Here is a 25,671-nt window from a genome sequence, read left to right as displayed (position 1 = left end):
GGCCCGCTGTTTCGTCGCTGTGGCCAACAAATACGATGATCGCCGTTTGGTTACGGAACGTGGATGCTGAACGCCTCTTCAGGGTGTTTGTTCGCCTCCTCGGTCACGGGGAGTGTTACGCAGCCGTTACGAACCCCCGCGTGAAACTCTCTCGGAAGCGTCGTATGTTGTGCCGAGCAACAAATCGAAGCTTCGGAGGCCCGGCAGCGGGCCCGATAGAAAGGAGACGTCGAGGTGTCCAAGAACTTCCGGGTCCTCGCGTCCGTCGCTCTGGCCGCATCGCTGGCCGCGACCTCCGCTTGCAGCAGCACCCGTGACGAGTCCTCCTCGTCCAGCACCGAGACCTCGAACCTGATCGGCATCGCGATGCCGCAGAAGAGCCTCGAGCGTTGGAACAAGGACGGTTCGCACCTGGACGAGATCCTGAAGAAGGCCGGGTACCAGACCTCGCTGCAGCACGCGGACAGCGTCGAGCAGCAGATCACCCAGATCCAGAACATGATCAACCAGAACCCGAAGGTTCTGGTCGTCGCCTCCATCGACGGCACCGCCCTGGCGCCGGCGCTGGAGAAGGCCGCCGAGAAGAAGGTCAAGGTCATCGCCTACGACCGTCTGATCAACTCGACGCCGAACGTCGACTACTACGCGACCTTCGACAACTACCAGGTCGGCAAGCTGCAGGGCGAGTTCATCGTCGACAAGCTGGGCCTGAAGGACGGCAAGGGCCCGTTCAACCTGGAGGCCTTCGCGGGTTCGTCGGACGACAACAACGCGAAGTTCTTCTTCTCCGGCGCGTGGGACGTGCTCAAGCCGTACGTGGACAGCGGCAAGCTGGTCGTCCCGTCGGGCAAGAAGCCGGCCAGCAACGAGGAGTGGACCACCGTGTCCATCCAGGGCTGGAAGACCGAGACCGCGCAGTCCGAGATGGACAACCGTCTGAACTCGTTCTACACCGGCGGCAAGAAGGTCAACGTCGTTCTGTCCCCGAACGACTCGCTGGCGCTGGGTATCGCGCAGTCGCTGGAGTCCAAGGGCTACAAGCCGGGCGCCGACTACCCGATCATCACCGGTCAGGACGCCGACCTGGCGAACACCAAGAACATCCTCGCCGACAAGCAGGCGATGACGGTCTGGAAGGACACCCGTACCCTGGGTGACCAGGTCCTGAAGATGGTCGACGCGATCGTCAAGGGCGGCACCGTCGAGACCAACGACACCAAGACCTACAACAACGGTGTCAAGGTCGTCCCGTCGTACCTGCTCCCGCCGGTCGTCGTCACCAAGGACGACGTCAAGACCAAGCTGGTCGACTCCGGCTTCTACACCGCCGACAAGCTCGGCCTGTAAGTCGAACTCCGGCCGGGCCCACCTTCTGCGGGCCCGGCCGGTCCCGGTCGGTTCTAGAGCAAGCGAGTTGTGCGATGGCCAACGACACGACCCCGATCCTGGAAATGCGGGGGATCACCAAGACCTTCCCGGGCGTCAAGGCGCTCTCGGACGTCACGCTGAGCGTGGCCCGCGGGGAGGTCCACGCCATTTGCGGCGAGAACGGCGCGGGCAAGTCCACCCTGATGAAGGTGCTCAGTGGTGTCTACGGACACGGCACCTACGAGGGCGACATCGTCTTCGAGGGCGAGACCTGCCGATTCAGGACGGTGCGTGACTCCGAGGAGCGGGGCATCGTCATCATCCACCAGGAGCTGGCGCTCAGCCCGTACCTGTCGATCGCCGAGAACATCTTCCTCGGCAACGAGCGGGCCCGCGGTGGCGTCATCAACTGGGCGCAGACCAACAAGCAGGCCGCCGACCTGCTGGCCCGGGTCGGTCTGTCGGAGTCCCCGGACACCAAGATCGAGGACATCGGCGTCGGCAAGCAGCAGCTCGTGGAGATCGCCAAGGCGCTGTCCAAGAAGGTCAAGCTGCTCATCCTCGACGAGCCGACCGCGGCGCTCAACGACGAGGACTCGGCACATCTGCTCGACCTGATCCGGCAGCTCAAGGGCCAGGGGATCACGTCGATCATCATCTCGCACAAGCTCAACGAGATCGCCGCGATCGCCGACAGCACGACGATCATCCGCGACGGCCACAGCATCGAGACCCTCGACATGCACGGCGCCGAGCCGGTGACCGAGGACCGGATCATCCGCAGCATGGTCGGCCGTGACCTGGAGAACCGGTACCCGTCGCACGAGCCCACCATCGGTGACGAGGTGCTGCGGATCGCGAACTGGACCGTGCACCACCCCACCGACCACAGCCGGGTCGTCGTCGACAACGCCGACCTCGACGTGCGTGCCGGTGAGATCGTCGGCATCGCCGGTCTGATGGGCGCCGGCCGTACCGAACTGGCCATGAGCATCTTCGGCCGCAGCTACGGGTCGGGTATCTCCGGGCAGCTGTTCCTGCACGGCAAGCCGGTCACGCTCAAGACCGTCGACGCGGCCATCGAGCACGGGATCGCGTACGCCACCGAGGACCGCAAGCACTACGGGCTGAACCTGATCGAGGACATCAAGCGCAACACGTCCGCGGCGAAGCTCAAGCGCATCACCAAGGGTGGCGTCGTCGACGCGGCCCGCGAGGTGATCATGGCCGAGCAGTACCGCAAGGACATGAAGACCAAGGCCAACAGCGTGGATGTGGTCGTCGGCAAGCTGTCCGGCGGCAACCAGCAGAAGGTCGTCCTCGCCAAGTGGCTCTTCGCCGAGCCCGAGGTGCTGATCCTCGACGAGCCCACCCGCGGCATCGACGTCGGCGCCAAGTACGAGATCTACGAGATCATCAACAAGCTCGCGGACGCCGGCAAGGCCGTCATCGTGATCTCCTCGGAGCTGCCCGAGCTGCTCGGCATCTGCGACCGGATCTACGCGATGAGCCAGGGCCGGATCACCGGGCAACTTCCCCGCGCCGAGGCCGGCCAGGAGAGCCTCATGCGCTACATGACCATGGAGAAGAGCGGAGCAACCCGGTGAGCGCCACCACCACGCTCGAGCCGTCGAAGGCACCCGAGCCCACCAAGAAGAACGACGGCGGGTCGCTCAAGGCCTACCTCGGTCAGAACATCCAGCAGTACGGCATGATCGCGGCGCTGCTGGTGATCATCGCGATCTTCCAGGTCACCACCGACGGCCTGATGCTCAACCCGGACAACATCGCGGCGCTGATCCAGCAGAACGCGTACGTGTTCGTCCTGGCCATCGGCATGGTCATGGTGATCGTGGCCGGACACATCGACCTGTCGGTCGGCTCCGTGGTCGCGTTCGTCGGTGGCATCTGTGCCATCCTGATGACCGACTTCGAGATGTCGTGGCCGGTCGCGGTCGCCATCTCCATCGCCATCGGTGGCCTGGTCGGCTGCTGGCAGGGCTTCTGGGTGGCGTACGTCGGCATCCCGGCCTTCATCGTCACCCTCGGTGGCATGCTGCTGTTCCGTGGTCTGGCGATCGTCGTGCTCGACCAGACCGTCGCCGGCCTGCCGGACGGCTTCAAGAAGATCAGCAACGGTTCGCTGCCGCCGGTGGCCGGTTACCTGGGCAACCTCGACGGCATCACCGTGTTCATCGGTGTGTTCGCGTTCGTCGGCCTGGCCGTCGCGCAGGTCCGGGCGCGGCGTGAGCTGAACAAGCTGGAGCTGCACACCGAGCCGTTCGCCGCGTTCGTCGGCAAGCTGGTTCTGGCCGCCCTGGCCATCGGCGCGCTCACCTACCTGCTGGCCTCCAGCGCGGGTGGCACCCCGATCGTGCTGATCATCGTCGGCGTGCTGGTGATCATCTACACGTTCCTGATGAACAACACGATCTTCGGCCGGCACATCTACGCGATGGGCGGCAACCTGCCCGCCGCCATGCTGTCCGGTGTGAAGACCAAGCGGGTCAACTTCCTGATCTTCGTGAACATGGGCCTGCTCGCCGGCGTCGCCGCGGTCATCACCACGTCGCGGGCCGGTGCGGGTATCGCCGCCGCCGGCACCAACTACGAGCTCGACGCGATCGCCGCGGCCTTCATCGGCGGCACGTCCGTCAACGGCGGCATCGGCAAGATCACCGGCGCCATCATCGGCGCCCTGATCATGGGTGTGCTCAACATGGGTCTGTCCATCATGGGCACCGACCCCGCCTACCAGCAGGTGATCAAGGGCCTGGTCCTGATCGCCGCGGTCGCGCTGGACATCCTGAACAAGCGCCGCGGCAAGTAGCCGCGGCATTGAGAAGCACGGGGGAAAGAATGAAGATCCGTAAGACGTTCGCGGTGGTCTCGGCCGCGATGATGCTGAGCGCCGGGGTGACCTTCCTGACCGGAAGCGCCGCGCAGGCCGCCGGTTGTTCCAACAACGTCGGCTGCGGCAGTGTCAACAACAACTCGCGGTTCAAGATGACCACCACGGAGACCTGGGACAGCGGGAAGAACTGGTGCCGGCAGTGGCAGGTGTCCACGACATCGCTGCACAAGTGCACGCAGAACGACCTCGAACCGGGCGGTCTCCGGGGCGGCGGCAACGTTGATGTCGATGCTGTCACCTACAACAACACCGACTGGTACTACCTCGACAACCGGATCACCAAGGGCGTCTGGGTCCGGCTGGCCGGCGGTGGACACATGTACTGCAAGGCGGCGCTGAGCGAGGCACTTCCGCGCTGCTCGTAGAGACCTTCCGGGGGGAAGGAAACAGCGCCGCTCGTGGGGACATACACGAGCGGCGCTGTTGCATGTCCGGGTAGCCCGTCCGGGGGTAAGGGTGAGTACCGGCCGGGCGGCGTTCACATTTCTCAGGCAGGATTGGTCGGCCACTCACGACGGAGGAGAACCCCATGACGAGCATCCCGGATGAACTGATCGATCTGCTGGAGCGGCCGCTGTTCGCCGACCTCGCGACGATCCGCGAAGACGGAACGCCGCAGGTCAACCCGATGTGGTATGCGTGGGACGGCGAGTTCCTGAAGTTCACGCACACGAACTATCGCAAGAAGTTCAAGAACATCAGCGCCAACCCGGCCGTCGCCATCTCGATCATCGACCAGGACAACCCGTACCGGTATGTCGAGATCCGGGGTGTCGTCGACCACATCGACCCCGACCCGACCGGTGACTTCTTCGTCGAGCTGGCCAAGCGGTACGACGCGCCGTTCGGCACGGCGGTCCCCAAGGACGCCGCCGACCGGGTGATCATCTACGTGCGGCCGACGTTCGCGGGCGGTCACTGACCACCGGATTCAGCCCGGCGGCCGCGTTGCGGCCCGGCGTCGCTTCGGTCTCGCGGCGACCGCACGCGAGGTGGTGTGTTGCGGTTGGTGACGGCTCCGGCCGTACGATCAAACGGTGTTGATCTTATGATGACGCGATGTCGTCGCCGGAGATCGTGCTGGACCAGGGATTACTGACCGCCGCTGCCGAGGCGGCCGGCTTCATGCCGGCCGACGAGGGCCGCGCGCTCGCCGAGGCCGCGCTCGCCGCGCCCGCCGGGCCGATCCTGGAGGTCGGCAGCTACCTGGGCAAATCGACGCTCTACCTGGCCGCCGCGGCCCGTGCTCGCGGCGGCAAGGTGGTGACCGTCGACCACCATCGGGGCTCCGAGGAGCACCAGGTGGGCTGGGAGTACCACGATCCGGGACTTGTCGACCCGCTGGTCGGGAAGATCGACACGCTGCCCGGGTTCCGGCGGGCCATCGCCGAAGCCGGCGCCGAGGACGTCGTGGTCGCGGTCGTGGCCCGGGCCGAGGAGTTCGCGGCGCTGTGGTCGACGCCGCTGTCGTTCCTCTTCCTCGACGGCAGCCACACCGACGAGTCGGCGCAGCGTGACCTGGCCGGCTGGGCGCCGCACCTGGCGGCCGGTGGGGTCCTCGCCATCCACGACGTGTTCCCCGACCCGGCCGACGGTGGGCAGGCCCCCTACCGCATCTACCGCAAAGCGGTCGAATCCGGCGACTATGTGGAGCTCACCGGCTGTGGTTCGCTGCGACTTCTCCGGCGAAACCAGGCGTCCTGAAGATCTCCGACCGCGGGTGGGCCGCGTGCAGCGCGTCGACGGCCAGCACCACCGCCGCCGCCGTCCACGTGGTCCGCTCCACCGGCCACCGCACCCCGTCGGTGAGCACCAGCCCGGTCCAGTAGGAACCGTCCGGCTCCCGCAGATGCTGCATCGCCGCGACCAGCTCGGTCGCGGCGTCCCGGTCACCGACCGTGTCCAGCGCCAGGGCCAGCTCACACGTCTCCGCACCGGTCACCCACGGCCGGTCGGAGACACAGCGGGCACCCCGGCCCGGCACCACGAACTCGTCCCACCGCTCCCGCAGCCGCTGCTTCGCCGGTTCGCCCCGTAGTGCGCCGCCCAGCACCGGGTAGTACCAGTCCATCGAGAACCGGTCCTTGTCGGCGAACGCCGCCGGATGCCTGCCTCTTTCGCCGGCTTTTTCACGGGCCGCATCTTTACCGGCCGCATCTTTGTCGGTCGCGTGTTCTCGGATCACGTCCGCCAGCAGGTCGGCGGCCAGATCCCAGTCCGGCTGCGGCGCACCGACCCGGTCGGCGATCGCGACACCACAGCGCAGCGCCTGATGAATGCTCGACGACCCGGTCAACAGCGCCACCTCGTCACCGGCCGCCCACCAGATCTCCCCGCCCGGCGCCTGGCAGCCGGTCACGAAATCCAGCGCCCGCCGGATCGTCGGCCACATCCGGGCCAGGAAATCGTCGTCGCCGGTGCACAGGAAGTGATGCCAGCAGCCGACCGCCAGATACGCGGCGTGATTGGTCTCGGCCGTGACGTCGGCGACCACCCCGCTCTCGTACCGCGACGCCCAACTGCCGTCGGCACGCTGGGTGCGGCGCAGCCAGTCATAGGCGGCCTCGGCCCGCTGCGTCTCACCGCCGACATCCAGCGCCATCGCCGCCTCGACATGATCCCAAGGGTCGAGCTGGGCCGCACGGTGCCACGGAATGGCGCCGGTGGACTCCTGCTCGGCGGCGATGCTGGCGACCGTGACACGAATGTCGTCGGCGCTCAGCACCCCCGGTAGGTCAGGCACCGACACCCACGGTCACCTCCTCCTTTTTCAGATAGATCGCCACACTCTTGCCGATCAGCGGATTCAGCGCCTGCTCCAACACCCGTGTCAGCGCCGGCTTCTCGGTGATGTCCCAGACCAGCATCTTGTGGTACGCCTTGGTCAGGCCGGCGTCGCCGATCGCGCACTTGAGCCACCAGTACGGGCTGTGCAGCGCATGAGCGAACCCGTTGCCGGTGACCGTCAGACCCGCGTCCCGCAACCGGCCGGACAACTCGTCCTCCTTGTAGATCCGCACGTGCCCGCCCTCATTGGCGTGGTACTCGTCGGACAGCGCCCAGCACACCCGCTCCGGCAGCCACCGCGGCACCGTCACCGCCGCCCGCCCGCCCGGCTTCAGCACCCGGGTCAGCTCCCGGATCGCCGTCACATCGTCCGGAATGTGCTCCAGCACCTCCGACGCGATGATCCGGTCGAAACTGGCGTCCGGGAACGGCAGGGCCAGCAGGTCACCTTGGATCGTCGTGGCGCTCGCCGTCGCCGGAACCTCACCGGCCAGCTCCATCGCCGCACACCAGGACGCGGTCGTGGCCAGATCCTTGACACTCAGATCCAGGGCGACGACGTCCGCGCCCCGCCGCAACGCCTCGAAGGTGTGCCGGCCCTCACCGCAGCCGAGATCGAGGACCCGCATCCCCGGCCGTACGTCCAGCCGGTCGTAGTCGACGGTCAACAATGTGCCCTACCTGCCCTTTCATTCCGCTGCACCCCTCGCCGGCGGCGCCGTTGTGGGGTCTTGTCTCGCACTTGTCGTCGGGCCGCCTGATGGTGGCGGCATTTACGCCTCGCCCTGCTCGGGCCGGCTCGGCTTTGTCCCCGTCCTGCGCGGCTTCGCCGGTTCATCGCCGTGCGGAGGGCTCTCTCGGCGCGGCCTCGCGTCGTCGGTCAGCGGCTTCCGGCCTGGTGGGCCTCCGCCTCGGCAGGCCGGGGCGCGGCCCGGCGGCTGCCTTTGCCGTGCGCGGCGATCGCGTCGGCATACCACTCGGCGGTACGGATCGCGGTCCGCCGCCAGGTGAAATGCTCGACCGCCCGCCGCCGTCCCTCCGCACCGAGCCGCCGACGCAGCGCCTCGTCGTCGAGCAGCCGTCCGATCGCCGCCGACAGCGCCCCCGGATCACCCGGCGGCACATGCAGCGACGCCAGCCCGTCCGGGCCGGTCACCTCCGGCAGAGCCCCAGCCGTCGTCACGACCAGCGGCACCCCGCACGCCATCGCCTCCACTGCCGGCAGCGAGAACCCCTCATACCGCGACGGCACCGCAGCGACCGTCGCGGACCGGAAGAGATCAGCCAGCTCCGCATCGGAGATCCCCGACACGAACCGCACCGCACCATCCAGGCCCAGCCGCGTGATCGCCTTCGCGGCCGCCCCGTCCGGCCGCGCCGAACCGACCACAACCAGCTCCACATCATGATCGGCGCGCAACTTGGCAACCGCCTCGATCAGCTCCGGCAGCCCCTTGAGCGGAACATCCGCACTGGCCACGGTGACCACCCGGTTGACCGCCGCAGACTCCGGCACGCCGTTCCCGAGCGCCGCCGGCGTGTCGCTCGCGGTCGCCGTTAGCGCGGTGTCGCTTGCGGCTGGTGTCTTCGTGGCGTCGTCCCCGGCCGGGTTGAACGTGTCGACGTCCACGCCGACCCCGATCACCCGCATCCGCTCGGCGGGCACCCGGAACGCCTCGACGATCTCGTCCCGCGCGGCCTGCGACACCGTCGTCAGCCACGGCAACCGCCGAGCCACCCGCCCCTGCATCCGCGTGAACGCATACCAGCGCCGCAACGAGGCTCGCCGCTTCCAGTCCGGCGCCGCCGCCAGCTCAAGGTCCCGATCAACCGTGATCGGATGGTGAATCGTGGCCACCAGCGGCGTATCCGACCAGCTCAACGGCAACAACCCATACCCGAGGCACTGGTTGTCGTGCACCACGTCGAACTCGGCCAGCCGCTCCCGCAGATGCCGCCACGCCCGCAACGAGAACGTCAGCGGTTCCGGGAAGGCCCCCGTGCACATCGCCGTCCACTCAAGAACATCGATGGAGCTGGTGAATTCCGACGCCTTCGGTGTGCGAAACGGATCAGGCTCGCGATAGAGATCGAGACTCGGCAGAACCGTCAGCTCGACCCCGTCGTCCAGCTCGGGAAGCGGCGGCCCGGAAAACACCTCCACTCGATGCCCGAGCCGAACCAGCTCCCGCGACAGATGCCGGACATAGATCCCCTGCCCCCCACTGTGCGGTTTGCTCCGATACGACAGGAGGGCGATGCGAAGAGGCGCGGAGATCACCAGATGACCCTAAGAGGCGGAAGACAGATGATCACTACTGTTTCGGCCCGAGGATTCGATCACTTTACGAAAATCAGAAACATTCTCACTCTGTACGCCCGTAGCATCCCGCAATGTGCCCACCCAAACACGTTCAGTCACCGCAGTCGGCCCCCGTCCCCATCCCGTCACCCATGCCGCACTGTGGCCCGACCGGGTCGGATGCCACCCGACCGCCTGCTAGCGGCGGCCCGCGCGGTCAGCGGAACAACCATCGCTGGTTACCGCCGCCGGCACAGACCGTGACGATGACCGCGTTACCCGGCCGGGCACCCACGTAGGGATCGGTCAGGCATCGGCCGTTCGCCGCGTTCGTCAGAGTGCCGTCGCTCAGTAGTTGCCATTGTGCGGTCGTGCGCCCGTCACACCCGGTCAGTTCGACAGTGCCGTCACCCACGAGATAGGCGCACATGCCGAGCACTTCCAGGGTGCGGTTCGTGTTCAGCTTCCAGCGTTGCGGGCTGGTGCCGTTGCAGTCGTCGATGTGCACCTCACGGCCTTCGGCGGCGGTACCGCCCCGTAGGTCCAGACACAACCCGTTGCCGGTGACCAGCAGCCCACTCCCGGTCGTGATCGCGGTGGGCAGCAGATCGACGGGTGCCACCGGTGCCACCGGCGTCGTACTGCTCGAACCACCGACCGACGCCCCCACCGACGGATTCGTCGAGGCCGCCGTGGTTGCCGGGGACGTCGACGCCGTGCGGGTCGGCGGCTTCGACGAGGTCACCGCACCACCTCCGCCGGGACCACTGACCTGATCGTCCCCCTGGGGTGCGCTCGGCACGACACCCGCCGACGTGGGCGGCCCGACCGCGGCCGGCAACGACTGCCCGGGCACCGAGACCCAGGTCTCCTGCTGATCTCCGGGCCGCAGCAGCGCATAACCGGCGACCGTGGCCACCACGAGCGCCGCGGCCCCGCTGATCAACACAAAGCGGCGCCGTCGGTGGTTCGGTGCCCCGTCCGGCCCCGGATCCTCAGTCAGAACCCCGGGAATCGTCGGCAACAACTGAGTCGGCATCTCCCCGGCCCGCTGCTCCACCGGCCAGGTGGACGCCGACGAGGGTGGCTCCTGCCGAGCCCCGTCCGGCAGAACGAACGGACGCACCAGCAACGGATCACGTTCGTCGCCCACTTGGCGTTGCCACCCCCGGTCTCGGTACCGGTGCCCCAACTTACCGTCATCAAGCGACCGGTGTGAGGACCCCATTCAGTCGATGTTCATCGTTATCTGCATTCCCCACCCACCCCACCATCACATCCATGAAGCCCGCGCTGCCCGCGCTGCCCGCGCTGCCCGCGCTGCCCGCGCTGCCCGCGCTGCCCGCGCTGCCCGCGCTGCCCGCGCTGCCCGCGCTGCGGATCGTCTCCGCTTCGCACGGCTTGGGGATCAGGACTTCCAGAACGATCGCTTCGTGGCAGCCTTTCCGGTGGCGAACTCCTCCAGAATCCGGACCGCGGCCGCCCACCTCTCCTCCAGCGACGCGTCGCCGCGCAGCAGGGAGATCAGCTCGCGGACCGGGTCGACCGCGGCGTCCGCGACCGGCTCCAGCAGGACGGTGAGGCGACTGACCAGATCGTCCAGCAGATCCCGGCGGTCCAGCGACGGCTGGCCGGCGGCCTCACGCAGGCGCGAGACCTCAACCGCGGCGAGTTCCCGCAGCTCGTCCACGGACAGCCCGTCACCGGACCGACCCGGCCTCCCCTGAGCGGGCGTAGCCGCGCGGGACCGCCGCACCATTCCGGTGAACCCACGCGGCGCCGGGCCGGCCGGAACCGCGCTCTCGGCGGCGGAGCCGGACTGGGCCGACGGCGGTGCACCGCCACCGCCGTAAGCAGGCGGGGCAGACATGTCCGCGGCGCCGGTCTCGTGGAGCGAAGCCGGTTCGGCGGAGGACCAGACAGCGCTGTCGGCCTCGAGGCTCGCGCCCGCCTCGGCGAACGTGTCATGCGCGGCCGCACGCTTGGCACGAATCGGCATGACGCCGGGTCGGCTCGGCATCGGCGCGGCAGGTGGTGGCATCGGCGGGACGGCACCCCCTGCCGCACCCACGGCACCGGGGAACGGCGACGCCGAGGCCAGGACGAAGGGCGCCGCAGCCGGGGCGGCGGCGGGCGACTCCCACCCGGACGGCATCTCGACCGGCTGGGTGACCTTGCGGGTTTCGCCGCCCTCGTTGACGACCCGGGCGTCGACCGCCACGAACGCGGTGAACCGGCACAGCACACCGAACCGCAGTGACGTACCGACGATCTCGCTCTCCAGCGACAGATCACCCGACGCGTACGCATCTTCCAGATCGCGTAGCCGAGCTCGGGCCCACAGCGAGGTGACAGCCGACTCGGAGCGCTCCTGAACCGCGACAACGGTTCGGAACTCCTGGTCGTCACGAGTGCGCCCGGTCACCGTGAGCGCACCGCCGGCCGCACCGGTGTAGCGCCCGGTGATCACGAGCGGCACCCCCGGGTAGAGACCCGGCAGGCGGGCCGGGCTGCGCGTGCCGTCGATCGGCGTGAACCCGTCGCCGGTGACGGTGAGACCGGTGACCACCGGTGCCCCGATCCGGCGGTGGATCTGCTCCATCGCCTCGTCGAGGCGGTCCTCGCTCTCCACCAGTTCGGCACGGCCGGCACCGATCGCGGCCAGACGACCGAGGAACCCGGCGTTGACCGCCCGGTCGATACCCACGGTGTGCACCCGGATCGTGCCGATCAGCGGGGCCACCTGCTTGACGATCTGATCCTCATTGCCGACCTGACCGTCGGTGACCAGGACCAGCACACGGTCACGGCCGGGGCTGTCGGCCAGTAGCGCGAGCCCCGCGGTGAGCGGGCTGAGCAGCTCGGTGCCGCCGCGCGCGTCGGCACGGGCCAGATGCTCGACCGCCCGGTAACGATGCCTGTCGGTGGCCTCGACCAGGCCGGAGTCGAGACCGGCCGGCCGGTCGACCTCGTGGTCGAAGGTGAGCACGGCGAACCTGTCATCCGCGGTCAGGGTGTCGACGACCCGGGCCGCGGCGCGCCGGGCGGCCACCATCTTCCAGCCGCCCATGCTGCCGGAACGGTCCAGCAGGAGGACCACGTCCTTGGGGCGCGGGGCCGCGGCGGGCTCCGGCGGCAGCACCACGAGCTGGTACGTGCCCTGCTCGCCGTCGTCGTCGGGCACGGCGACGGCGGACTCGGCACCCGCCGCATACGCCAGCCGCAGCACGAAGTCACGGTCGGCCCGCTCGCCCGGTGCGATCCGCAGGGTCCCGCCCTGCTCGGTGACGGTGTGCAGACTGGAACGGACCTCACCGAGCTCCAGGCCGGCCGGGTCGACATCCACACCGATGGACAGACGCAGTGGATTGGGGAAGCCGGGCAGCAGGACCGGGGGAGAGATCCTCGACGCGTCCGGAACAGCGTCGGTGTCCTGCTGCTGGCCGTCACCGGCGGACGGGCCGGGCAGCGGGAGCCCCGGCACATACCGTGGCGCTACCACCAGCGGGAACCGGAAGGTGGCCGCCCCGTCCTCGTACGGTAATGGGCCGACCAGCCGCAGTTGAACGGTGACCCGCTCGCCGGGCAGGATGTTGCCGACCCGCATGGTGAAGACGTCGGGCCGCTCCTCCTCGGCGATGGAGGCCCGCTGGCCGGCGGCGATGGCCTGGTCGTAGCGCTCCCGGGCGGCGCCGCGCTCGTGCAGCTCGGCGGTGACGACCCGGTCGGCGGCGGTCATCGTCATCCCGGTGACCGCGGCCCGGTCCGGCAGCGGGAAGACGTACGTCGCCTCCAGCGCCGTGTCGTGTGCGTTGACGAACTCGGTGGTCAGCTCGGTACGGACCAGTAGGCCGCTGATGGAGGCACGCACGTCGAGACGGTCCAGCGGCAGGTTGCCCCGGTCGGTGAGCAGCGTGCCGAAGCCAGCACCGGACACCTGACGGTGACGCTCCAGCTCTGCCGATCCCATCGGATTCACGGAAATGATCATGCGATTCTCCCATCGGTGAGCCCGCGGGACGCGAGCAGTTCGAGCAGAGGACGGGCTGCCGCGGCGATGTCGTCGCGGTCGAGGTCGGTGGTGTGGTGCGGCAGCAGCAGGATCACGCCACCGCCCAGGGGTAACCCGGTGATCAGCGGGAGCACCGGTGGCGATGACGGAACGAGTGCCTCCACCGCGGCGGCCAGCTCGCGTCGGGTGGTGCCGCCGCGGAGCTCCGCGGAATCGTCGTCCGGTGTGGCGCCGGCGGCGGACGCCGGGGCGAGGGTCTCCAAGGCGAGGTCGGCATCGACCGAGGGGGAGAACGAGAGTGGATCCGGCGCGGCCGGCGACGCCTTCCAGAACGGGGGCCGGGAAGCTGCCGGCGGGACCGGGGTCGGATCGGTGCCGAGCACGCGATCGGGAATCCGCGCGACGGCGGCAAGGGTCTGCTCGGAGGCCCCGGCGAGCTCCTCCTGGATCTCGGCCAGGGTGCGTCCGGCGGCCTGGCGCCGCTTGATCGCGACGAGCTGCAAGAGATGACGTGGCCCGTAGAGGACCGTGCGCCCACGCGTGCCGAGTGGCCGGTCGACCAGGCCGATCGTCGTATACCACCGGATCGACCTGCGGTCGGGCAGCTCCCGGACGCGGCCGTTGGGGGCGCCCGGGTACTCCGCGGCGAGTGCCGCGCTCACCCGCTCGACCAACTGCTCCATCGTCCACATGCCCTGACAATGACACTGTCACCATGACACTGTCAATGCCATAATGGCGATCTGCCCGCCACGGCGGATGCGGTGACGGGCAGGTCGTCGAGCCGTGGGTCTATGCGGCGGGCTGATAGGGCTTGCCGTCGACCGTCAGTGTGTAGGGGGCGTATTGCGTGACCGTGCCGGTCGGCTCGTCATAGGCGACGATCGCGACCACCTTCGGATAGCGGCGGAGCCTGGCGAAGCCGTTCAGCGGGACCACCTTCACCTTGTCCTCGGCCAGTCCCACCAGCGTCACCTCCCAGTGATGCACCGGGATCGGGTGGATCTCGGTGGGCGACTTCCAGCCGTCGAGGCTGTCACCGCCGACCGCGGTGGCACCCACCTTGACGTCCTTGAGGTGCCAGCCACCGATGCTCACGGCGCCGTCGCTGACATAGCGGAAACCCAGGAGAACCGACTTCCCGGCGTACGGCTTGAGGTCGTAGGAGAGGGTGACGTCGGCGGCCTTGCCGGTGATCGCCGCGCCGAGTGGGCCGTCGACCGTGCGGTCGCCCTTGAGCATCTGATAGGTCTTGCCGCCGTCCGCCGACACTGTCACGTACCCATAGTCGAAGTTCTCCTCCAGGCCGTAGGTCGTGGTGAACCGCAGGACCGGGTCGGTGGCCGGCACCTCGACCTCGCGGACCGCGGTCGCGTCGGTGTCCGGGGTGTCGCCGGAGAAGAGCATGCCCGCGTCGAGGGTCCAGGCCAGCGGCACCGGCGGCAGCGACGACGCCCCCTCGAAACCGACCGTCCGCCATCCGTGCGGCAGCTTGACGTAATCGGCACCGTTGGGCGGCGCGCCGGGCCGTCCGTGGGCCGACGGGTTGTCCAGGTTCACCGTGGACCGCAGGCTCCGTGCGGTCACCCGCTGCCGGGCCACCCCCCGGACGACGCCGCCCGGATCACCGGCGACCTTGTCCACCAGGGTCGTCACCTGGAAATCGTGCAGCACGTCGTGCAGGCTCTCGCCCTCCGGCAGCGCGGCCGCGACTGCCGCGAGGCCGTGGTTCTCCTTGTCCAGGTGCATCCGGGTGAGCAGCTTCGCGCCGAACCGGTCGTGGAGGTAGAGCATGAGCTGATAGGTGATGCCGTAATCGGCGAGGACCTCGTCCGGTTCGCCCTCGTCCCACAGGTTCGGCGAGTTGGCCGGGCCCCCGCAGTCACGCGGGTTCGGGTTGTAGGCGGTCTTGACGATGCCGAAACCCTGGTAGCAGGCCAGGTGGTTGTCGAAGCCGCGATGCCGTACCCCGATGTCGGTCTCGGAGTAACCGGCGAGCCGCTGGGCGTAGTCGGCCATCCCCTCGCTGATCCACGTCTCCTCGTCCGGGTCGGTGTAGTAGGTCAGCAGGTGCTGCCATTCGTGGGCGAAGGTCGACTCGTACATGCGCGGGCGGGCCGGGCGGCTGACACACGGGTCGTCGGCCGGTTCGTGCTGCGGGTCGGCCCCGGTGCGATGTGCCCAGTCGTAGGCGTCGATCGTGATCACGTTGCGGTCGAAGAGCTCGTTGAGCTGCTCGGAGAAGAACCCGGAGATGTAGGTGAGTCGCTTCGGGAAGTCGAAGTAGTTGTCGTCGCGGATGTTGTCGACGAGTGTGACGGTCCGGTTGCCGGCCCCGGTGAAGTCGCCCGGCAGACCCGCGTTGGTACCGGCGCGGTCCGGCGGGGTGCTGAAGGCCTTGGTCTCGCGAGGATAGATCACCTCGTCGAACTCACGGACCAGCGAGGTGACCTGGGCGTCGGTGACCTCGGTGGAGTTCTTGCGACAGTCCTTCTCGGGAAAGGCCAGATCGTTGGCCACCCACACCTCGATGTGTTCACCGACGCCCCGCAGCGTGTAGTCCTTGCGGTAGACGTCGCCGTCGATCGAGTTGAGCCCGGCCCAACTGCGGACGGTGCCGACATCGGGTGTCTCCGCGGCACTGCGCGCACTGGGCCGGGGCTCGTAACTGGAGACCGGGAGCGGCTCACCCTCGAAGGTGAGCCGGTCCAGGTCGGGTTCGAGGGTCTCGCCCTCGAAGGGTGGCGTCGGGGTACTCGGCGCCGGAGGGGGATCGGTCGGTGGCGCGGCCGGCGCCGGGCCAGCAAATAACGGGATGCATGCGGTTATTGCCGCGAAGCTGGCAAATAGGGTACGCGTCACGTCTCGGGACGCTACCTCCGATCGCCGGATCGTGACGCCAACACCGGCCGTTGTGGATCAGGAAACCTCCCGGCGGAGCACACGTATCGCCCCCAGTACCAGCGGCAGGACCACCCACACCGCGGCGGAGACCGCCACCCGGGCCCACTCGCCGGAAGTCATGTCCGGCTCCGCCATCGCCTGCGAGGTCACGTTGAGATCCAGCCACTCGGACGCATCGGCCAGCACCCGGATGCTGCCGCCCAGGATCGACCACACCGTCGGCAGCGCGAAGAAGATGACGATCGCCAACGGGGTGTTCAGCAGCAGGGCGCCGAACGCGATGCCCATCAGCACGAAGATCACCTGCATCAGCAGGCTCTGCCAGACCATCGACGGGTCCAGGCTCCACGAGCCGTCGCCGCCCACCGCCGGTGCGATCAGGTTGGCCACCGCGGCCAGAAGCGCCGTGGCCGCCGTCGCGGCGATCGCGATCAGGACGCCCGCCGCCACCTTGGCCAGCAGCACCCGGGCCCGCGCCGGCACCAGGGTGAAGGTGGCCAACGCGGTCCGCTGCGACCACTCGCTGGTCACCGACAGGATGCCCAGCACCGGCAGCAGCACCGCCGACGGCAGCAACCCGAACCCGTACAACCCGGCGAAGGTGATCTCACTGTCCTCGGCCCAGCCCAGCAGGATCGCCGACGTCGCCACCGTGGCCAGGCCGATCACGATGAGCAGCCACATACCGGCCCGGGTATCGGCGAGTTTGCGCAGCTCGACAAAGGTCAGCCGGGCCATCGGCACCGGCGCGGCGGCGCTCGCCGGCACGGTCGCCGGCATGACGTCACTGGTGGTCGCGGTCATCGGTGCGCCCCTTCCGGCTCGGCGCCCGCGGTCAGGCGCAGGAACATCTCCTCGAGACCCCCGGCCCCGGCCGGTCGCAGCTCGAGCAGCACCACCCCGGCCGCTGCGGCGGCCTGGCCGATGGTCTGCGGATCCGACGGCACCAGGACACTGCCGTCGACCGACCGGGTGCCGGTCAACCCCATTCGCTGCAGCAACGCGTCCAGGGCGGCGGGATCGGTGGTCCGCACCATCGTCCCGGCCGCGCCGAGCAGGTCCTCCTTGTCGCCCTGGGTGAGGATCCGGCCGTTACCGATCACCACCAGCCGGTCGGCGACCACCTCCACCTCACGCAGCAGGTGCGAGGAGAGCAGGACCGTGCCGCCTCGGTCGGCGAAACCGCGGAGCAGACCGCGCATCCAGTGGATGCCCTCCGGATCCAGACCGTTCGCAGGCTCATCCAGCACCAGCACGGCCGGATCACCGATCATCGCGTACGCCAGACCCAGCCGCTGCCGCATGCCCAGCGAATACGCTCGCACCCGCCGTTTCGCCGCGGTCGCGTCCAGGCCGACCCGCGCGAGCCGTTCCGGCACCCGTGCCGTGTCCAGCCCCATCGTGATCGCCGCCAGCGCGAGGACCTCCCGCCCGGTGCGTCCGGCGTGCTGGGCGGACGCGTCGAGCAGCACACCGATGTGCCGCCCCGGGTTGCCGAGCCGCCGGTACGGCACCCCGGCCACCGTGGCCCGACCCGAGGTCGGCGGGGTCAGACCGCAGATCATCCGCAGCGTGGTGGACTTGCCGGCGCCGTTCGGCCCGAGGAAACCGGTCACCGTACCCGGCTCACAGGTGAACGACACGTCGTCGACGGCGCGCTGTGGCCCGTACGTCTTGGTGAGGTTCTCAACCGCAATCATGCGACCCAGAGTGAGCGAGAAGCCTCGGCCGCCGCGTCGGCCGAGAGTCGATGTCGGTGAAACCTTGGTATATGCCGAAGCATCGACTTTGGTCGGTACCGGACGGTGGCTGAGCGCCCGTAAAGTCGACGGCGTGGGAGCCTCCTCGCCGGAATACCGCTGGTTGTGGCCGTCCGCGCTGGCCGCGGACCCGGCCGGGCCGCTGGCCGCGCGCCGGTCCACCCGCGACTGGGCAGTCGACAGCCTCTGCTTCCTGCTCGCGATCGCCTTCACCGCCTGGATCGTCGTCGAGCTGCTCGATCCGGCTTCCGAGACGGCGAAAACCTGGGGCACCACACCGATCTGGCTCACCGCGGTCGACGCGGTGGCCAGCACGATCGCCGCCATCGGCCTCTGGTGGCGGCGTCGTTTCCTGACCGCGCTGGCCGTCTACTCCCTGCTGCTCACGACGTTCTCGATGGCCAGCGCCCTCACCCAGCTGATCGTCGTGTTCACCGTCGGCGTGCACCGGCGCTTCGCGGTGCTCGCCGGCTACACCGCCTTGGTCATCGCCGCCAACGCCGTCTTCGCCGTCGCCCGGCCGGAGGGGGGCCTCGGCTACTGGGAGGCGTTCGGCTGGGGCGCCGCGATAAACGTGGTCGCGGCACTGTGGGCCATGATCATCCGCGGCCGCCGGCAGCTGATCGTCACTTGGCGTGACCGCGCCGAGCGCGCCGAGTCGGAGCAGCGGCTGCGCGTCGCCCAGGCCCGCGTCCTCGAGCGCACCCGGATCGCCCGGGAGATGCACGACGTCCTCGCCCATCGGATCTCGCTGCTCAGCCTGCACGCGGGCGCGCTCGAGTTCCGGCCCGGAGCACCGCCGGAGGAGATCGCCGGCGCGGCCGCCGTGGTGCGTTCCAGCGCTCACCAGGCCCTCCAGGATCTTCGGGTGGTGATCGGTGTGCTGCGCACCGGCCAGCCTGAGGACGAGCAGACCCCGGAGCGACCACAACCCACCCTCAGCGCGCTTCCCACACTCGCCGACGAGTCCAGGTCCGCCGGAAACCGGGTCCGGCTGCAGATCAATGCCGACCCCGAGTCGGTGCCCGCCGCGACCGGCCGTGCCGCGTACCGGATCGTTCAGGAAGGCCTCACCAACGCCCGCAAGCACGCCCACGGCGCGGCGGTGCGGGTCGTGGTCGACGGCGAGCCGGGCGAGGGCCTGAGCATCGAGGTCCGCAATCCGATGCCGGTCACCGTTCCCGCTCGCCCCATCCCCGGTACGGGCATGGGCCTGATCGGCCTCGCCGAGCGGGCACTCCTCGCCGGGGGGCGCCTCGACCACGGCCGCGTCGACGACGACTTCGTGCTCACGGCCTGGCTGCCATGGCCCCCATGAAGCCCCGCTCAGCCGACCCGCCAGGCCGGTCGTCGAGGGCAGCGCCCAGCGATCTCCACCCGCCAGGCCGGTCGTCGAGGGCAGCGCCCAGCGATCTCCACCCGCCAAGCCGAGCCGTCGGCGAGGTCGTGGGCAAGCGGATGTCGCCGGCTCAGCGGGGTTGGCGGTGGGGGAGCGCAACGAATGTTTCCGGCGGTGCCGAGCAGTTGGCGACGCCCTGAAACGGCTGCCGAGCGGTCGTCGATGGCGAAGGCCGAGGGAGGTTCTGACCATGTCGGGCATCGGAGTCGACGATGGTGCTGTCCGGACTGGCACCCGGGAACGGCGGGTGTCGCGGTGAGCGGCCGTCATTCGTCGGCGAGGGCGAGTGCGGTATCGGCAAGGACGGCATGGGCAAGGACGGCATGGGCAAGGACGGGATGGGCAAGGACGGGATGGGCAAGGACGGCAACGGCTGAAGGAGCGCAGGCGTCGGCGGCGAGGACGAAGGGCGAAGCTCGGAGGGTGAAGGTCTGAGGGTGAAGGTCGAGGGGTGAAGGTCGTAGCCGGTGAGAGCGGCTCGCGCCGGTGATGTGTGGACGGGATGGGAAGACGGGGGTGGCGGTAGAGATGGGTGGACCGGGATGAGCGCGGTTCGGGTGCTGATCGTCGACGACGATCCGCTGGTCCGCGCGGGACTGACGATGATCCTGTCCGGTGACGAGCAGGTGAGCGTGGTCGGCCAGGCCGCCGATGGGGCCGAAGTGCCGGAAGCGGTCGAGCGGCATCAGCCCGATGTCGTACTGATGGACATCCGGATGCCCGGAGTCGACGGACTCGCCGCGACCGAGACGCTGCGTGGCCGGCCCGGGGCGCCCGAGGTGCTGGTACTCACCACATTCGACGCCGACGAGTTCGTGCTGCGGGCGCTGCGTGCCGGGGCCGCCGGGTTCCTGCTCAAGGACACCCCACCGGGCCAGATCCGCGACGCGGTGCTGCGCGTGGCCCAGGGCGAGGCCGCACTGTCACCAAGTGTCACCCGGCAGTTGATCGCGCATGTCGCCGCCGGTACCTCCCACGAGCCGGGCCCCGACCCGGATCGGCGCCGGGCCGAGACCCTGCTGGCCCGGCTGAGCGCCCGGGAACACGAGGTCGCGTTGGCCGTCGCGCAGGGCCGCTCCAATGCGGAGATCTCCACCGAACTGCACATGTCGGTGGCCACCGTCAAAGCCCACGTCTCCCGGGTGCTCACCAAGCTGGACCTGAACAACCGGGTCCAGGTGGCGCTGCTGGTCCACGATGCCGGCCTGGCCTGAGCGATCAATCCAGAGTCTGGGTGATCTCCGCGCGGTCGGCGGAGAAGACGAGCCGACCGCGGGCCCCGTTGACCAGAGGGAGGTAGGGAGCGACGTGCCCGCATTCGACGTCCGCGACGATCGGCACGCCCAGACCGCCGAGCGCGTCGAGGACCGCCTCGGTCTGGCTCAGGCTGCCGGTCGGCGGTGCGGCGGTACGTCCGACGATCACCGCGGCCGTGTTGTCGAAGAACCCGTTGAGCCGCATCCCGTGCAGGTTCCGGCAGATCGTCGCCGCATCGTCACCGGCCGCCTCGACGTAGACGAGCAGCCCGTCCGCGCCGAGAGCAGACGTGTCGGCGTACCGGGTGCCGGCCAGATTGCACAACGTCTCGATGCAGCCGCCGATGAGCCGCCCCTCGACGTCCACGTCACCGGCCCCGTCCAGCCTGGTCCAGCCACCCTCGGCGTCCAGGACGAACTCGTCGACCTCCGGGTTCGTCCGGTAGTCGACCCAGCCCTTGTCCCGGTAACGGCCGGGCGGAGACTGGGTGAACGAGTCGCCGGGCGCCAGCGTGACGACGTCCAGCCAGGACAGCAGACCCGCCGGCGGACGGTACGGGGTGTCCATCAGGTTGTTGCCGTGCACCGTGGCCACCCCGGTGAGCAGCGTCAACGGCGTGATGATCGTGGCCATGTCGGAGTAACCGACGATCCATGTCGGCTCGGCTGCGCTGATGGCGTCCCAGTCGAGAAGGGGCAGCAGATCGATCGCGGTCTCCCCGCCCCACGGCGGGACCACGGCCCGGATCGCCGGGTCGGTCAGCATCCGGTTGAGTTCGGCGGCGCGCTGCGGGGCCGGGGCGCTTACGTGCCGAGCGCCGTCCATGCACTCGCCGACGACTACCTCGTACCCCCGGCTCCGCACGGTCTCGACGGCGACCTGAAGACGGCCGCTCATGCTCTCGTCGACCCCGCTGGACGGCGAGGTGACACCGACAAGGTCACCGGGACGCAACGGTGATGGATACCTGATGGTCATTTCACGGATCATGGCACAGGCGGCCGGACGCTCACTCGAAGAGGGAATGCCGGCGGCCGCCCTCGGCCCGGGCACGAGCCCGGCGCCGCAACTGGACCACCACGGCGTCGACCGCTGCGGCCACCGACCAGGCGGCGAGCAACCATCCGGGAACGGTCCAGCCCGCTCGGAACAGCAGCACGGCCAGGATCGCGCAGACCACCATTCCGAACAGCGCGAGGACCAGCCGCAGGTTCAGCGGGCTGTACGGCTCCTCGACCGTGCCGCGGCGACCGCGAGGTTGCGCTCCGAGTGGCATCCCGAGAACCTACCCCAGCCGGCACCGCCGAAACGAAAGGCGGGGAACGGCCCATGGATGGGCGATCGATGCCGGGTGGTCCGGTGACGACGAATACCCGGCCGGTGGCCCCGCGAGGACGAACGAAACCGGCCAGAAGGTGGAACCGGAGCAATCCGGAAGATCCAATTCACCCGAACCATTCATGATCGACATTTTTCTATATCGCTTGAACGTCGTGAGGGCCATGATGGAGGCCGGTCATCGATTCAGGATCGATTCGACACGGGAGGCGCCATGTCCCAACCGGAAAGGAAGCTCGGCACTTGGCCGATCTTCGTGATCGCGGTCTCCGCGATGACTCCGCTCACCGTAGTCGCAGGCGCCCTGCCGCTCGGCTACGGCGAGGTGAAGGAGAAGGGCATCCCGGTGGCGTACATGCTGGTCGCCGCCGTGCTAGGGGTGTTCGCGGTGGGTCTGGCCGCGATGGCGAGGCATGTGCCCAACAGTGGCGCCTTCTACGCGTACGCATCGATCGGCATCTCCCGTCCGGTCGGTGTGGGTACCGCGTTCGTGGCGCTGGTCGCCTACAACGCGATGCAGATCGGTCTCTACGGCGCCTTCGGAGTGGCCGCCCACAACGCATTGTCGATCTTCGGCATCGACATATCGTGGATCATCTGCGCATTGATCGGCTGGGCGGTGATCGCGTTTCTCGGCCGTCTCGACATCGATCTCAACGCCCGCATTCTCACCGTCCTGGTCTGCGCCGAGGTTCTCATTGTTCTGATCTTCGACGCCGTGATGCTCGGCAATCCCTACGGCGGAACGATCACTTTCGACACCCTCAACCCCGGCCTGATCGCCACGGCGGGTGGCGTGTCTCTGCTCGTGGCCGCGATCGCCGGCATGGTCGGGTTCGAAGCGCCACTGGTCTACGCAGCTGAAGCCCGTGATCCGCGGCGCACGATCGCCCGTGCCATCGGGTTCACCCTGCTGGTGGCGGCGTTCCTCTACGGCGGCACGGCATGGGCGATGTCGGTCGTCGCCGGCCCCGACAACATCGTCGTCATCGCCGGCCAGCACCTCGACGACCTGTTCTTCTTCCTGCCCGACCCGTATCTCCCGGCCGTCCTCGTCGATCTCGGCCGCATCTTCTTCGCGACCAGCCTGTTCGCCGCGATGCTCGCCTTCCACCACACCGTCGCCCGCTACGCCCTGACCGTGGCCCGCGAGGGCGTCCTACCCGCCGGCCTGGCCCGCACCCGGGGCGGCGTGCCGGTCGCCGCGTCGATGTCGCAGTCCGCGTTGGCCCTGGTCGTGCTGGTCGTCTTCGCGATCGCGACGTGGGACCCGACGACCGACCTCTTCTTCTTCGGTACGGTCTCGGGCGGCCTCGGCGTACTCGTCCTGATGACCATCGCCGCGGTAGCGGTCGTCAGGTTCTTCCGCCGCGCCGACCACGGGGAGACCCGCTGGCGCCGAGCGATCGCCCCGTGGATCTCGGTGGTCTTCCTCTCGCTGGTCCTGCTGCTCACGGTGGCCTTCTTCAGCGTGCTCCTGGGCACCGACAACGTCGCCAAGGTCTGGTCCCCGATTCTGTCCTTCCTCGCCGCGCTGGTGGCCGGCATCATCTGGGGCCGCAAACTCCGCCGCGAACGCCCCGACATCTACGCCGTGATCGGCACCGGCCACCCGCCGCTCGCCCCCGGCGAATCCGCGCCCCCGGTGATCACCGACGCTCCCGCGGCCGAAAGCGCGACCGCGGCCGAAAGCGCGACCGCGGCCGAAAGCGCGACCGCGGCCGAAAGCGCGGCCGTGACCGAAAGCGCGACCGCGGCCGAAAGCGCGGCCGTGACCGAAAGCGCGACCGCGGCGGAGAGTACGACCGCGGCCGAAAGTGCGGCCGTGACCGAAAGCACGACTACCGGCGAAAGCGCGACCACGGCCAAGTCGACCAAAGCTGAAAAGACGGAAAAATCCGATGTTGCTTCGGTGATTGAACCTCCCAGGTCGTCCACCGACGAAGCGCCCGACACCCCCGAGATCCCAGACGGGTCCGCTACCGAAAAGCCGGACGAGCCAACGGCCGCGAGATCCGCGCCTGCCGCACCCGCGACCATTGCGGATGGCGACGGCAACACGGCGGACGGTGACGGCAACACGATGGATAGCGACGGCAATACGGCGAACGGCGGCGACGGCGACGGCGACGGTGACGGCGGCAAAACGGTGGACAGTGCCGGAACTGCGGCGGGCGCGACCGTCTCATCGGAGACCGCCGCGACCGAGGCCACCAGCGGCGGCCAAGGTCCAGCCGGATCAACACCCGACGACGGAGGTACGCCCGAAGCCTCCCGCCCAGCGCCGGCTCCCCGAAAACGCGCCCCCGCCAAAACGGCTCCCCGGCGTCGACCGTCTACCGGAACCACCTCGGGCGACCAGGCTCCCGACGCAGTCACCAACCAGCCCCCGTCAGTGAACGGCGCCGCCGACAACGGTTCACTTCCGGAGTCCGCGTCCGGTTCCGACCAGCCCACCGGAAGTCAGGCCGCACGCTCTCGAACCACCCGCCGCCCGGCCCCACGCCCTCGCCGCCCGCAGCCTTCCGACACCGCAGTCCCCGCCGATTCCGAGCCTCCCGACGAGCGCTGACCCCCGGGTTCGGACTCTGACGAGCGCTGACCCCCGGATCCGGACTCTGACGAGCGCTGAACCCTGGGTCCGGACCTCCAGACGGGCGCTGACCCCCTGGTCCGGGCACAAGCCGACCGGGTGGGGCGAGTTCCAGGAGGACGGTGCGACCCCATCCGTTGAGTGGGCCGCGGACGCTCGGGGCGTCCGCGGCTCCCAACGGTGGGGGAAGTGTTACGGCTCGGAGAGGGTGGTCGGGTCGGGATGAGGCCCCGACCCATGGATCGGGTTGGGTGTCATCGCAGCATTCCGGCACGGAAGGCCTGTGCGACCGCATGTGCTCGGTCGTTGGCGTCCAGCTTTCGGAACACTTTCTTCAAGTGGCTGTGAATGGTCGCCGGGCTCAGGTAGAGGTCGGCGCCGATCTGCTTGTTGGTTTTGCCGTGCGACACCAGGGTGAGGACCTGTACTTCACGATCGGTTAGTTCGCTCGTCTGGCGGGACCGGCGTGGGGCCGTCCGGAATGCATCATTCATGAAGATCGTTTTCCCGCTGCCTGCACAAGGAGCGCAACTGATCATCGATAACGGTTGGGGTTGGCACACTCGCCCAGTGCGAAGTATCGGTCACGCAATGCGACTGCGGGCGAACTCGGCCCCTAGTTGATCACGGAGGGTGTCGAAGGCAGGCCCAGCCGTAGCGACAGCGCTCCGGGCATACCGAAGAACGGTCGCCGGACGTGCCGAGCGGGGGGCGGGCGTGGCGAAGGACGGTCGCCGGACGTGCCAGGTGGTGGGAAGGCGGGCGTGGTGAAGAAGCGGTCGCCGGACGTGCCGAGCGATGAGGCGGTGTGGCGAAGGAGCGGTCGCGGGACGTGCCGAGCGGGGGGAGCCGGGCGTGGCGAAGGAGCGGTCGCCGGATGTGCCGGGTGGTGGGAAGACGGGTGTGGCGAAGGAATGACCGCCGGACGTACCGAAAGAAGGGAGGTAAGCGGCGAGAGCCGCCGGCCGCGACCCTCGCGGAGTGGAAAGCGCGGAAGCCGCCGACGCCGCTCGGCGTGGGGCGGCCAAGAGGCGTGG

At 69.0% G+C, this 25,671-nt stretch carries 22 protein-coding genes; 10 read left to right on the top strand and 12 right to left on the bottom strand.

Annotated features, from left to right (window positions below; all coding sequences use genetic code 11):
* Positions 1-234: 234 nt before the first annotated feature.
* The 6 genes from chvE to Q0Z83_RS27040 all read left to right on the top strand — a co-directional run bounded on the left by chvE (position 235) and on the right by Q0Z83_RS27040 (position 5,986).
* Positions 235-1,347 (top strand): multiple monosaccharide ABC transporter substrate-binding protein, encoded by a 1,113-nt coding sequence (chvE, locus tag Q0Z83_RS27065; RefSeq protein WP_317796815.1) that lies wholly within the window; start codon positions 235-237, stop codon positions 1,345-1,347.
* A 74-nt stretch (positions 1,348-1,421) separates the two neighbouring features.
* The gene (mmsA, locus tag Q0Z83_RS27060; RefSeq protein ID WP_317796814.1) at positions 1,422-2,975 is read left to right on the top strand and encodes a multiple monosaccharide ABC transporter ATP-binding protein; all 1,554 of its coding nucleotides are present in this window, start codon (positions 1,422-1,424) and stop codon (positions 2,973-2,975) included.
* Positions 2,972-4,198, top strand: a complete 1,227-nt coding sequence (gene mmsB, locus Q0Z83_RS27055) for a multiple monosaccharide ABC transporter permease (protein ID WP_317796813.1) — start codon at positions 2,972-2,974, stop codon at positions 4,196-4,198. Before mmsA ends, mmsB begins: the two co-directional genes overlap by 4 nt.
* 29 nt (positions 4,199-4,227) lie before the next feature.
* A complete protein-coding gene (locus Q0Z83_RS27050; protein ID WP_317796812.1) occupies positions 4,228-4,647 on the top strand; it encodes a hypothetical protein in 420 nt (139 codons plus the stop codon).
* A 164-nt stretch (positions 4,648-4,811) separates the two neighbouring features.
* Positions 4,812-5,204: a PPOX class F420-dependent oxidoreductase gene (locus Q0Z83_RS27045; protein ID WP_317796811.1), complete on the top strand. Its 393-nt coding sequence runs from the start codon at positions 4,812-4,814 to the stop codon at positions 5,202-5,204.
* A gap of 137 nt (positions 5,205-5,341) precedes the next feature.
* Positions 5,342-5,986: a class I SAM-dependent methyltransferase gene (locus Q0Z83_RS27040; protein WP_317796810.1), complete on the top strand. Its 645-nt coding sequence runs from the start codon at positions 5,342-5,344 to the stop codon at positions 5,984-5,986.
* Here Q0Z83_RS27040 and Q0Z83_RS27035 read toward each other — a convergent pair.
* From Q0Z83_RS27035 to Q0Z83_RS26995, 9 genes are all read right to left on the bottom strand, one after another.
* Positions 5,937-7,031: a prenyltransferase/squalene oxidase repeat-containing protein gene (locus tag Q0Z83_RS27035; protein ID WP_317796809.1), complete on the bottom strand. Its 1,095-nt coding sequence runs from the start codon at positions 7,029-7,031 to the stop codon at positions 5,937-5,939. The genes Q0Z83_RS27040 and Q0Z83_RS27035 overlap by 50 nt on opposite strands.
* Positions 7,018-7,737, bottom strand: coding sequence for a class I SAM-dependent methyltransferase (locus Q0Z83_RS27030; protein WP_317796808.1), 720 nt, complete (start codon positions 7,735-7,737; stop codon positions 7,018-7,020). The genes Q0Z83_RS27035 and Q0Z83_RS27030 overlap by 14 nt, the downstream gene beginning before the upstream one ends.
* Positions 7,738-7,949: 212 nt before the next feature.
* Positions 7,950-9,350 carry a glycosyltransferase family 4 protein gene (locus tag Q0Z83_RS27025; RefSeq protein WP_317796807.1) on the bottom strand — a complete coding sequence of 467 codons (1,401 nt, stop codon included), beginning with the start codon at positions 9,348-9,350 and terminating at the stop codon, positions 7,950-7,952.
* Between the two features lie 238 nt (positions 9,351-9,588).
* Positions 9,589-10,524, bottom strand: a complete 936-nt coding sequence (locus Q0Z83_RS27020; protein ID WP_317796806.1) for a ricin-type beta-trefoil lectin domain protein — start codon at positions 10,522-10,524, stop codon at positions 9,589-9,591.
* Between the two features lie 255 nt (positions 10,525-10,779).
* Positions 10,780-13,341, bottom strand: a complete 2,562-nt coding sequence (locus Q0Z83_RS27015; protein ID WP_317796805.1) for a VIT domain-containing protein — start codon at positions 13,339-13,341, stop codon at positions 10,780-10,782.
* A gap of 17 nt (positions 13,342-13,358) precedes the next feature.
* Positions 13,359-14,075 (bottom strand): MerR family transcriptional regulator, encoded by a 717-nt coding sequence (locus tag Q0Z83_RS27010; protein WP_317796804.1) that lies wholly within the window; start codon positions 14,073-14,075, stop codon positions 13,359-13,361.
* 100 nt (positions 14,076-14,175) lie between these two features.
* Positions 14,176-15,903 (bottom strand): immune inhibitor A domain-containing protein, encoded by a 1,728-nt coding sequence (locus Q0Z83_RS27005; RefSeq protein ID WP_317796803.1) that lies wholly within the window; start codon positions 15,901-15,903, stop codon positions 14,176-14,178.
* A gap of 399 nt (positions 15,904-16,302) precedes the next feature.
* On the bottom strand, positions 16,303-17,091 hold the full coding sequence (locus Q0Z83_RS27000; protein ID WP_317796802.1) for an ABC transporter permease: 789 nt from the start codon (positions 17,089-17,091) through the stop codon (positions 16,303-16,305).
* A complete protein-coding gene (locus tag Q0Z83_RS26995; RefSeq protein ID WP_317796801.1) occupies positions 17,088-17,987 on the bottom strand; it encodes an ABC transporter ATP-binding protein in 900 nt (299 codons plus the stop codon). Before Q0Z83_RS26995 ends, Q0Z83_RS27000 begins: the two co-directional genes overlap by 4 nt.
* A gap of 133 nt (positions 17,988-18,120) precedes the next feature.
* On the opposite strand from Q0Z83_RS26995, the gene Q0Z83_RS26990 reads away from it, so the two are divergent.
* The 3 genes from Q0Z83_RS26990 (at position 18,121) to Q0Z83_RS26980 (ending at position 20,660) form a co-directional block, all read left to right on the top strand.
* A complete protein-coding gene (locus Q0Z83_RS26990; protein ID WP_317796800.1) occupies positions 18,121-19,365 on the top strand; it encodes a sensor histidine kinase in 1,245 nt (414 codons plus the stop codon).
* Positions 19,366-19,658: 293 nt separating this feature from the next.
* On the top strand, positions 19,659-19,823 hold the full coding sequence (locus tag Q0Z83_RS26985) for a hypothetical protein (RefSeq protein WP_317796799.1): 165 nt from the start codon (positions 19,659-19,661) through the stop codon (positions 19,821-19,823).
* Positions 19,824-19,988: 165 nt separating this feature from the next.
* Positions 19,989-20,660 (top strand): response regulator transcription factor, encoded by a 672-nt coding sequence (locus Q0Z83_RS26980; protein WP_317796798.1) that lies wholly within the window; start codon positions 19,989-19,991, stop codon positions 20,658-20,660.
* Between the two features lie 4 nt (positions 20,661-20,664).
* On the opposite strand, the gene Q0Z83_RS26975 is transcribed toward Q0Z83_RS26980, so the two are convergent.
* The gene (locus tag Q0Z83_RS26975; protein WP_317796797.1) at positions 20,665-21,681 is read right to left on the bottom strand and encodes a S66 family peptidase; all 1,017 of its coding nucleotides are present in this window, start codon (positions 21,679-21,681) and stop codon (positions 20,665-20,667) included.
* A 31-nt stretch (positions 21,682-21,712) separates the two neighbouring features.
* Positions 21,713-21,979 (bottom strand): hypothetical protein, encoded by a 267-nt coding sequence (locus Q0Z83_RS26970; RefSeq protein ID WP_317796796.1) that lies wholly within the window; start codon positions 21,977-21,979, stop codon positions 21,713-21,715.
* Between the two features lie 417 nt (positions 21,980-22,396).
* On the opposite strand from Q0Z83_RS26970, the gene Q0Z83_RS26965 reads away from it, so the two are divergent.
* Positions 22,397-24,613: an amino acid permease gene (locus Q0Z83_RS26965; protein ID WP_396349886.1), complete on the top strand. Its 2,217-nt coding sequence runs from the start codon at positions 22,397-22,399 to the stop codon at positions 24,611-24,613.
* 275 nt (positions 24,614-24,888) lie between these two features.
* Here the strand turns inward: Q0Z83_RS26965 and Q0Z83_RS26960 are convergent, their stop codons facing one another.
* The gene (locus Q0Z83_RS26960) at positions 24,889-25,128 is read right to left on the bottom strand and encodes a response regulator transcription factor (protein WP_317796794.1); all 240 of its coding nucleotides are present in this window, start codon (positions 25,126-25,128) and stop codon (positions 24,889-24,891) included.
* Between the last annotated feature and the right edge of the window lie 543 nt (positions 25,129-25,671).

It is taken from the genome of Actinoplanes sichuanensis, from assembly GCF_033097365.1.
GTDB classification, from domain to species: Bacteria; Actinomycetota; Actinomycetes; order Mycobacteriales; family Micromonosporaceae; genus Actinoplanes; species Actinoplanes sichuanensis.
The sequence above is the reverse complement of the archived record's forward strand: the minus strand, read 5'-3'. Positions and strand labels throughout refer to the sequence as shown.

Coding starts and splice junctions, on each gene's coding strand:
- Q0Z83_RS26975 (WP_317796797.1), bottom strand. CDS start 21,681: ATGACCATCAGGTATCCATCACCGTTGCGTCCCGGTGACCTTGTCGGT.
- Q0Z83_RS27000 (WP_317796802.1), bottom strand. CDS start 17,091: ATGACCGCGACCACCAGTGACGTCATGCCGGCGACCGTGCCGGCGAGC.
- mmsA (WP_317796814.1), top strand. CDS start 1,422: ATGGCCAACGACACGACCCCGATCCTGGAAATGCGGGGGATCACCAAG.
- Q0Z83_RS27045 (WP_317796811.1), top strand. CDS start 4,812: ATGACGAGCATCCCGGATGAACTGATCGATCTGCTGGAGCGGCCGCTG.
- Q0Z83_RS27040 (WP_317796810.1), top strand. CDS start 5,342: ATGTCGTCGCCGGAGATCGTGCTGGACCAGGGATTACTGACCGCCGCT.
- Q0Z83_RS26970 (WP_317796796.1), bottom strand. CDS start 21,979: ATGCCACTCGGAGCGCAACCTCGCGGTCGCCGCGGCACGGTCGAGGAG.
- Q0Z83_RS26965 (WP_396349886.1), top strand. CDS start 22,397: ATGCTGGTCGCCGCCGTGCTAGGGGTGTTCGCGGTGGGTCTGGCCGCG.
- Q0Z83_RS27015 (WP_317796805.1), bottom strand. CDS start 13,341: ATGGGATCGGCAGAGCTGGAGCGTCACCGTCAGGTGTCCGGTGCTGGC.
- Q0Z83_RS27050 (WP_317796812.1), top strand. CDS start 4,228: ATGAAGATCCGTAAGACGTTCGCGGTGGTCTCGGCCGCGATGATGCTG.
- Q0Z83_RS27010 (WP_317796804.1), bottom strand. CDS start 14,075: ATGTGGACGATGGAGCAGTTGGTCGAGCGGGTGAGCGCGGCACTCGCC.
- Q0Z83_RS26985 (WP_317796799.1), top strand. CDS start 19,659: ATGGTGCTGTCCGGACTGGCACCCGGGAACGGCGGGTGTCGCGGTGAG.
- Q0Z83_RS26960 (WP_317796794.1), bottom strand. CDS start 25,128: ATGAATGATGCATTCCGGACGGCCCCACGCCGGTCCCGCCAGACGAGC.
- Q0Z83_RS26995 (WP_317796801.1), bottom strand. CDS start 17,987: ATGATTGCGGTTGAGAACCTCACCAAGACGTACGGGCCACAGCGCGCC.
- Q0Z83_RS26980 (WP_317796798.1), top strand. CDS start 19,989: ATGAGCGCGGTTCGGGTGCTGATCGTCGACGACGATCCGCTGGTCCGC.